At 51.3% G+C, this 8,849-nt stretch carries 6 protein-coding genes; 1 reads left to right on the top strand and 5 read right to left on the bottom strand.

What is annotated here, in order from left to right:
• From U9P07_08620 to pilO, 4 genes are all read right to left on the bottom strand, one after another.
• Positions 1–497: 2-dehydropantoate 2-reductase N-terminal domain-containing protein (locus tag U9P07_08620; GenBank protein ID MEA2109466.1), on the bottom strand; the 497-nt coding region annotated here is incomplete at its 3' end.
• 158 nt (positions 498–655) lie between these two features.
• Positions 656–1,975, bottom strand: coding sequence for a type IV pilus secretin PilQ (pilQ, locus tag U9P07_08615; GenBank protein MEA2109465.1), 1,320 nt, complete (start codon positions 1,973–1,975; stop codon positions 656–658).
• Positions 1,976–2,039: 64 nt separating this feature from the next.
• On the bottom strand, positions 2,040–2,600 hold the full coding sequence (locus U9P07_08610; protein ID MEA2109464.1) for a hypothetical protein: 561 nt from the start codon (positions 2,598–2,600) through the stop codon (positions 2,040–2,042).
• 10 nt (positions 2,601–2,610) lie between these two features.
• Positions 2,611–3,237, bottom strand: a complete 627-nt coding sequence (gene pilO, locus U9P07_08605; protein MEA2109463.1) for a type 4a pilus biogenesis protein PilO — start codon at positions 3,235–3,237, stop codon at positions 2,611–2,613.
• An 82-nt stretch (positions 3,238–3,319) separates the two neighbouring features.
• Here pilO and U9P07_08600 point away from each other — a divergent pair, with 82 nt between their 5' ends.
• Positions 3,320–3,523 (top strand): hypothetical protein, encoded by a 204-nt coding sequence (locus U9P07_08600; protein ID MEA2109462.1) that lies wholly within the window; start codon positions 3,320–3,322, stop codon positions 3,521–3,523.
• Between the two features lie 328 nt (positions 3,524–3,851).
• Here the strand turns inward: U9P07_08600 and U9P07_08595 are convergent.
• A partial coding sequence (locus U9P07_08595; protein ID MEA2109461.1) for a LamG domain-containing protein occupies positions 3,852–8,849 on the bottom strand: 4,998 nt, incomplete at its 5' end.

Here is an 8,849-nt window from a genome sequence, read left to right as displayed (position 1 = left end):
GGACGCATGAAATCACTGATAGCCGCCCCTTCACGCAGAAACTCCGGGTTGGAAACCACGTCAAAATCCGCCGCGGGATTTTCTTCACGTATCAGCCTGGCCACCTGCCGGGCGGTTCCCACCGGTACCGTGCTTTTATCAATTACCACCGTGTAGTCTTCCAGATGAGATGCCAGTTCACGGGCGGCAGCATAAATGTAGGTCAGATCGGCATAGCCATCACCACGCCTTGATGACGGGGTACCGACGGCGATAAAGACCGCCTGGGACTTTTCCACTTGCCCATCCAGCTGACCGGTAAAAACCAGCCGACCGTCAGCAACGTTTTTGGAAACCAAGACTTCCAGACCCGGCTCATAGATGGGAATCTCCCCCTGCCGCAGTTTGGCAATTTTCTGCTCGTCCTTATCGATGCAAACTACCCGGTGGCCGAATTCCGCCAGGCAGACGCCGGTCACCAAGCCCACATAGCCGGCCCCGATTATAGTAATGTTCATAGCTATGTTTCCTTAACATGTAACGGTGAAATTTAATGCCGAAAGGTCAAAAAAAGAATCGGAAGAAGGCATTTCCAAGCAGTTATGTATCAATCAGGAACTTTCTTGTCAATAATCAAGACAGAGCCAATCCCTCGAAGTTATTTTTGAGCAAACCCTTAGCGTTTGATGATGGTCGGGGTAATGAAGACCACCAGTTCACCCCGCTCCATATTCTTCACATCGTGCTGGAACAGTTTGCCGAACAACGGAATTTTGGAAACCCCGGGAACTCCGTCTTTTTGCTTGATGGTATTATCGAGGACTATGCCGCCGATCACCGCCGTCTCCCCATCCTTGATCAGTAGGGTGGTATTGACATTCTGGGTATTGATGATGGGTTCGCCCTGCTCGGTATTTTCCCCCTGGCTGTCATTACTGATTTCCAGCTCAAGGGTGATTTCACCGTTTTTGGTCACATGGGGTACCACTTCCAAGCTCAGTTCCGCTTCCTTGAATTCAGTATCCGGGTTGTCGACGTCGGCCGACTTGTAGGGGATTTCCTTTCCCTGGCCGATTTTGGCTTTATGGTTGTCAAGCACCATCACCCGGGGATTGGAAAGGGTATTCACCAAATCCTTCTGCTCCAGGGCTGAAAGCCTGACGTTAAAAGCAAAGGAATTCAGCTTGCTGATGCCGAAGCTCAGGGCCGAGGAAGCAGCCGGGGTGGGCAGGTTGATCATGGTGTTATCAAAACTGCCGCCGGCCGCACTGCCGCCAATATTCAAAGTTTTCCGGTCGCCGCTGCCGAAATTGCCGGTATACATGCCGCCCCACTGGATACCCAGCTCTTTGATAGCTTTATTGGCAATAGTAACAATCCGAGCTTCAATCATTACCTGGGACGTGGGGATATCCAGCACTTCCAGTAATTGTCGAATCTGCTGCAAATGACTGGGAGTATCGCGGACCATGAGGATGTTGGTTCGGCCGTCAGCCCGCAGTTTTCCCCGCTTGGACAATAAAGGTTCCAACTGGGGGGAGACATCTGCTCCCTTGCTGTAGTTCAGGGGGATATACTCGGTAACCAGATCTTCACCCAGTTCGATAATTTCGTCCGCCTTCACTACCCGGTAGACTTCTTTATCCCTGATCATCCCCAGATCGTGAGATGCCAGAATCGCGTTCATCGCTCCTTCGATACTGATTTCATGAAAATTAAGCGATACGGTTGCCGACGGCACTTCCGCCCCGAGAATCAGGTTGATGCCGGCCTCGGCAGCCAGGGCTCTGAGAATATCCTGCAAGCCGGTTTCCCGGCATTCCAGGCTGATTTTTTTCTGTAAATCATTTTGAGCTTGAAGCGCCGGCGTTTGTTCAGCGGCTTCAGCAGCTTCCGCTGCCGGCGCCTGTCCATCAGATTCCCCCGCGAAACCGGAAGAAACGACAATCAACAAGAGTGAAGTAACGAACAGCAAGAGGAAAATAATTTTTCTCATAACTCATTCCTGCCAGCTTTTCAGCCGATACCTTAAAAAATGTTGTGGACTTATGACTGTCTTGCTATTCAGCCGGGGAAAGGTCCGCTTCCCCAGCTACGTTCACCAAATGGATAAAACTTTTCCGGCTATCAGCGCCGGAAGATAATTGTCTTGAATCAGGAGCATTAATTTCCGTTTTATCATCCGTGAGGTTAATGGTGAAATTTTCCTTGCGGTTGACAATCGAACGGAGAGGAAGCTCCACCACCCGACCATTTTTCAGCAGCACCACCCGATCAGCCTGGACTTCGGCAACGATAAAACCCATCACCTGATCATCGGGCACCACCAGCTGATCACCGACAATTGCCTTATACTGATTATCGCTTTTGATCACCGCTTTTAATTTAAGATTGGGCGGCAGGGAAAAGTTTTCATAGGGTGCCGCCTGAGCACCTTTCGTCGCCATGATAACGGCTTCTTTAGCCACCAGCAGGGGGATGAAAGGATTGTGCTGCCACTGATATTCAGGCTGTCCGGAACCACGGAAAACCCCGGCGGCCAATCCTGGCACAGCATTCCCAAAAAGCAGCATGGCGACAAGAGAAAAGATGATAAATATTGTTGTTCGTTGATAAATCACATCAATCGCCTCAGTTTGTCGCGGATATATTTTTTTGTTCAAACTGATAGTTGTTAATTCCCAGAAGAACTTCAACCCGGGGCAAAATCTCCGGGTGAGTGATAATTTTCAGGTTACCGATGGTATATAATTTCTCCCCCGAAGAAAAGTTCTCCAGGTAGGAAGCCATTTTACGGTAATCCGCCTGGAAACTGACTTCAAAGGGTTGAACCAGGTAGTGCTCCTTTTTTTCCGCCGCTTTTTTTCGCAGGGCCAGCAAGGTGAAATCTGCTGGAGATTCCGTAACCGCCAAAGTTTTTACCACCCGGGAAATATCCTGCTCAGTGGCCATCTGCTGCTGGATCTGCTTCAGTGCCTGCTGTTTCTCTTCCATTTTCTGTTTCAGTGATGCCAGACGTTTCACCTGCTGATCCAGTTGCACCGGGCTCTGGGGCAGGCGCTGGATTTCCTCCTCTACTTTACGAATCTGCTGCTCGCTGGCTGTCAACCTGGATTTAAGGGGAGCCGTCACCAGATTCTGGTAACCGTAGACCACCATAGCCAGAGAAATAACCGCAAGCAGGACAAAACGCAGCTGGGCTTTGGAGATTTTGGCCAGTTTCAGTTCTTTCCCTAATTGTTTCGGCAGGATAGTCATGAAAGTGTTTTCGTCACTTGAAATAAATACTTTAACTCAACTTTCTGAGTTGCTCTAAAAACAACGGAAAAAATTTACAGGGATGTTCCGGCATGGCTCTCGCTCATTCTCGCCGGCCGTCCATGGCCGGCTTGTGAGGCGCGCTAAAGCAATGTCCCCCATTATCCACCGCGAATCACAATGTGGGACAGTTTTAAAAACTGTCCCAACCCAGGCCAATACCGCTATGAGCCAAGCCCGAACATCCGGTAATATGTCCCTGGCAACGCAAGTCAGAAAAAAGTAAAACCTAAACTGAGTGATTAGCCTTTAGCGGTTAGCTATTAGTTTAATGATTACAGGATGTTTTGCTATTACAAACTTTCACCCGTTGGGTGTTATTTCTCATTAACGTAACGCCTTTATTTTTCAAGGCTAAACGCTGATAGCTAACAGCTAATGCTTAACTTAGGTAAAAGTTACTCTCACGGAGTTACAAAGCCACAGAGAAGCCCAAACATTTGCCCTCTGTGACTCTGTGTCTCTGTGAGAAATAAGAAAAATTTGCCAATTTATAAATAAACGAATGTTTACCCGCAGATTGTGAAATACCGTCGCATTTCTTAAATTATCGGCTATTCCGGCACTTCCATTTTTAGAATAAGGCGATCATTACCCCGGTAGATGCCAAAGGTAAAGGTGCCGCAGCACTCGGATGTCGAACAGCTTAACCAGGCCGGGGCAACGGGACAGACGGTGATGGTTTCCGGGTTGGCACCGGCGGGTTTATCCACCATCAGATAGCCGACCCCATCGGTCACATCGGGATTTGAGCTTATGTGCGCCCTGAGTGAATCGAAAGCTATCCCGGAGGTACAGTCATCGTCTTCATTGACCTGCCAGCTGCCATCCCAGTACTGAGTATTAAAGGGGGAGTGGGTAATGTCCTCGGTTTCAAGACCATAATTATCATAAATCAGTAATCGACCGGAACGCAATTGGATGCCGCCGATAGTATAGATGACAAAATTCCCGTCGCTGCCGTAAAAAACGCCGTCACTGTCAGCAACCGCGAGCGTCAGGTCAAAATCAGCGTCAAAAGGAGGGGTAACTTCCCGGAGATAGGAAAAGGTATCAGTCACCGTTATCGTCTGGGAAGACACCGCCGCCAGGGAAATATCGTCGGGAGTTACATTAAGCGACCGCCCACTGACGTTGTTGCCATAGACCGGAGTCAGAGTCGTCGCCAGTTTGAAAAAATCATCACGATAGTTCTGCGTCTCTTCATTATTGCTGTTCCGGGCGGTAATGGTAATCTGCGGGGCATCCTGGTAGCCGAAGTTTTGCCCCAGGTAGGTGAAGTTATTGCAAAACGGGGCCAGGGAAACCCCGGACGATTGCACGTCGAAATGATCGGGGATGAAACGGCCGATGTTGCTGCTGGTGCCGGTGATGGCAGCGCCGCTACCCAGGTAATCGGCATCGGTCACCGTCAAAGCAATAATCCCCACTTCGCTGAATGTCTGGTCGTCAACTGCTCCCAAACCATTGACCAGATTCATGGATGTGCTCCCCAAACTGCCGTAGCTGCCGCCAACCGGGTCGACCAGGCTGTGGCTGACCGGGTTGCCGCCGGCCTGGTAATTTGGGGTCACACCATTGTCCGCCAGGTTGGCGGCGGCATCGGAAATACCATCATTATCCGTATCATCACTTTGCTGCCACAGAATCGCCTGGGCCGAGAGATTAAAGGAAGTGCCGGCCTTGACAAAAACAGAACTGTCGGCACCATTATCGGCCAGGCCGTTAGCGGTCGTAGTGAAAATATAAAATCCCAGGGGACGAAAGATAATAACAGGATTATTAACGCAGGACATATCAAAAACCCCGTCACCATCGCTGTCGTAGCGGATTTCCAGCTGCAGCTGTCCGGCATCGTCATACTGTAAAACCAACGGCGCTTCACCCTGGTCAAAATCAAGGGACACCGCTGTCCAGTCTTCATCCACTTCAGTACCGTTAAGGTTGAGCGGCTCAATGCCGGCTGGAGGATCAAGATAGGTAATTTTCGCCTGCACCGAAATACTGCCGTCGAGCAGTGATTCACAGGCCCCGGTGGTCGGGTTGACCTGTACGGCTTGAAGGACAATATTTTGTCCATTCCAACCCTGGTCGGATGGTTTCCCAGAGAGCTGAACAGTATTGCCGGGATTGTCCCAAACCAGCAAAAAACCATCTTTGTTGTACGTCAGGTTCAAAGCCCCGGTAGCCGACCCATCAACCACCTCAATCCGCACCACCTCACTGTCCTGCCCCGCCGGGATATCGCTGTCCCGCAGCCAGAGTTTTATCTGGCCGTTGTCCACAGCTACAAAACTGTAGCCAGCCGAACTATGGCCATTATCCGTCCATGAACCCTGCGGTGGGTCGTCATTGACCAGGCTGCTCAAGGTATCGTACCAGAGCGCTCCGTTGTCGGCGGTCAGACTCACCGTACCCGTATAACCGGAGATCACATTGTCGTTTACATCCACCGCCTGGATAGTAATCAGCTCCGCCCGGCAGGCCAACGCCTGCTGATCATCATCTTCATCAGTAATGATAAAATGGTCGACACTGCTGCAGGAAGAACAGATACGATCGCTGCCATCCTGATTCTTACCGGCCTGCTGATTGGTATAAAGATCACTGATCTGAGTGCCGCTCAGGGCCTCGGAATAGATCAGCACTTCATCTATCTGGCCGCCGAAGAAATTCCGGGGGGACGTACTCCCCCGGGCACCGACCAGTAGTTTATTCCCGTTGCTGCCCATGGCACCGCTCTGAGCTCGTTCATAGACTAACAACACCCCATTTTTATACACCCGCTGGGAACTGCCGTCATAGGTCACCACCGCGTGGGTCCACTCTCCTGCGGTCACTGGAAAAGAACTGCCCCCATCCCAATACCAGTGCGGCTGCCAGGCGTATTGAAAATGGCCACTTTGCACCCTAGCCTCAAACAGAGTCTCCTTATTGTAGATAATATTTTCACCACCGCTGCCGTCCCACTTGAACCAGACGGAGACTGTCCAGTTACTGCTCCCGGGACTGAAACCAGTGCCCAGATCCACGTACTGGGAACTGCCTGAATCAAATTCTCCCGACCGACATACCTGGCCCGCAGCTACTGTGGTCACCCCGTTTTTCGCCGTCCCATCATGGGCGTTGCCACTGGCATCCAAAACCTCACTGGCACTGCCATCCCAGTAACATTCGTCAAAATGATAGTCCGCCAGGGGGGCAATGCAGCTACAGCCATGGCTTTGATGCAAAACCACCCTTAAGCCGGATTCATCAATGGCGCCAGTAAAAACCTGGACTTCATCCAGGTTACCGATAAAACGGTTCCAGGTTTCCCCGTTATTGGTTTCGCCGCCGATGGAGGCGGTACCACTATCACTCCCCCAGGTACCTGTAAAAATACCCGATACATGGTGCACCAGCGATCCACTCACATCAAAAACATAAATATGGCGTAGTTGATTAGTTATGTCAGCAACCCCGGCAACAAAATACCAGGTATCATCGGCAATCACCACCGTGGTATCGAGACTAACCGGGCTGATTCCACGGCTGTAGAAACGCAGCAGCCCGGCACCGCCATCACCCAAACTGAGGGCATAGCCATGTGAATTCTGCTCATCATCGGCAAATACCCGCTGACCATGTTCAGCACGATCGCCGGTTTTAATCCAGGCAGTGATCGTAAAGTCTGTGATTAAATCAGGAAATTCCGGCAAAGCCAGGTAGCCGTTGTCGGCAAATTCCCCTGCCCGGCAAACCTGGCCGTCAGCTACCGTGGTCACTCCATTTACCGCCGTACCATCATAACCATTGCCACTGGAATCCACCACTTCATCAGAGCTGCCATCCCAGGCACATTCATCCAGATAATAGGAACCTATAGCAGTAAATTCGCATACCGGACATGTCCTGGCACTGCCATCATGATTCTTGCCGTCCCGCTGATTGTTATAAAGATCACTGATCTGATCATCAGTCAGGGCTTCGGCATATATCGACAGCTCATCTATCTGACCGCCGAAAAAATTGTGAGGATTATTGCTGCCCCGAGCACCAATCAGCAGTTTGCTGCCGTTGCTGCCGATGGAACCACCCTGGGTTCGCTCGTACACCAACGCCCCATTCTTATACACCCGCTGGCTGCTGCCGTCATAAGTGACTACCGCGTGGGTCCACTCTCCTGTCGTAACCGGAAAAGAACTGCCACCATCCCAACTCCAGTGCGGCTCCCAGGCATACTGGAAATAGCCCCCCTGAACCCGGGCTTCAAACAGGGTCTCCTTGTTGTAAATAATATTTTCACCGCTGCTGCCATCCCACTTGAACCAGACGGAAACACTCCAACTGCTGCTCCCGGGGCTGAAACCACTACCCAGATCCACGTACTGGGAACTGCCGGAAGAAAATTCTCCCGCCCGGCAAATCTGGCCCTCAGCTACCGTGGTCACCCCATTTACCGCCGTGCCATCATAGCCGTTGCCGCTGGCATCCACCACTTCACCAACACTGCCATCCCAATAGCATTCATCAAAATGATAGTCCGCCAGGGGAGCGATGCAGCTGCAGCCATGGGTTTGGTGCAGGATCATTTTTAAACCGGATTCATCAATGGCGCCCGCAAAAACCTGGACTTCATCCAACGAACCGATAAAGCGATTGCCGGTTTCGGAACTATTATTGGTTTCACCGCCAATGGAGACAGTACCGCCATCCGTTCCCCAGGTACCGGAATAGCTACCGGAAGTATGGTCGATGAGGGTGCCGTCAGCGGCAAAAACATAAATATGACGTTCATGGTTCGTAATATCAGCCACTCCGGCAACAAAATACCAGGTATCATTGTCGATCACTGCCTGAGTATCCAGGCTGACTGGAGAAATATCCCGGCTGTAAAACCGCAGTCGACCTGCCCCGCCATCCCCGAGGCTCAAAGCATAACCACCGCTATTACTTTCATCATCAGCAAAGATGCGCTGACCCGGCCGAGTACGATCACTGGTTTTTATCCAGGCGGTCATGGTAAAATCACTGGTCAGATCAGGAAATCCCGGCAAAGCCAGGTAGCCGTTGTCGGCAAATACCCCCGCCCGGCAGACTTTACCATCATTGACGGTGGTCACCCCATTAACCGCCGTACCATGATGACCGTTGCCGCTGGCATCTACCACCTCGCCGGAACTGCCATTCCAGGCACATTCATCCAGATAGTAGGAACCTATAGCTGTAAATTCACATACCGGGCACGAACGGTCACTGCCATCGTGATTTTTACCGGTCGATTGGTTAGTATAAATAGCGCTGACTTTATCGCCGCTCAGGGCCTCAGAATAGATCAACAATTCATCTATCTGACCCCCAAAGAAATGCCGAGGAGAGGCGCTGCCCCGGGCACCGACCAGTAGTTTATTCCCGTTGCTGCCCATGGCACCACTCTGGGAGCGCTCGTAGACCAAAGTCCCGTTTTTATAGACTCGCTGGGAACTACCGTCATAGGTGACCACCGCGTGGGTCCACTCTCCTGTCGTAACCGGAAAAGAACTGCCACCATCCCAACTCCAGTGCGGCTC

Source organism: Pseudomonadota bacterium, from assembly GCA_034660915.1.
Taxonomy (GTDB): domain Bacteria; phylum Desulfobacterota; class Anaeroferrophillalia; order Anaeroferrophillales; family Anaeroferrophillaceae; genus DQWO01.
The sequence above is the reverse complement of the archived record's forward strand: the minus strand, read 5'-3'. Positions and strand labels throughout refer to the sequence as shown.

Coding starts and splice junctions, on each gene's coding strand:
- pilQ (MEA2109465.1), bottom strand. CDS start 1,975: ATGAGAAAAATTATTTTCCTCTTGCTGTTCGTTACTTCACTCTTGTTG.
- pilO (MEA2109463.1), bottom strand. CDS start 3,237: ATGACTATCCTGCCGAAACAATTAGGGAAAGAACTGAAACTGGCCAAA.
- U9P07_08600 (MEA2109462.1), top strand. CDS start 3,320: ATGTTCCGGCATGGCTCTCGCTCATTCTCGCCGGCCGTCCATGGCCGG.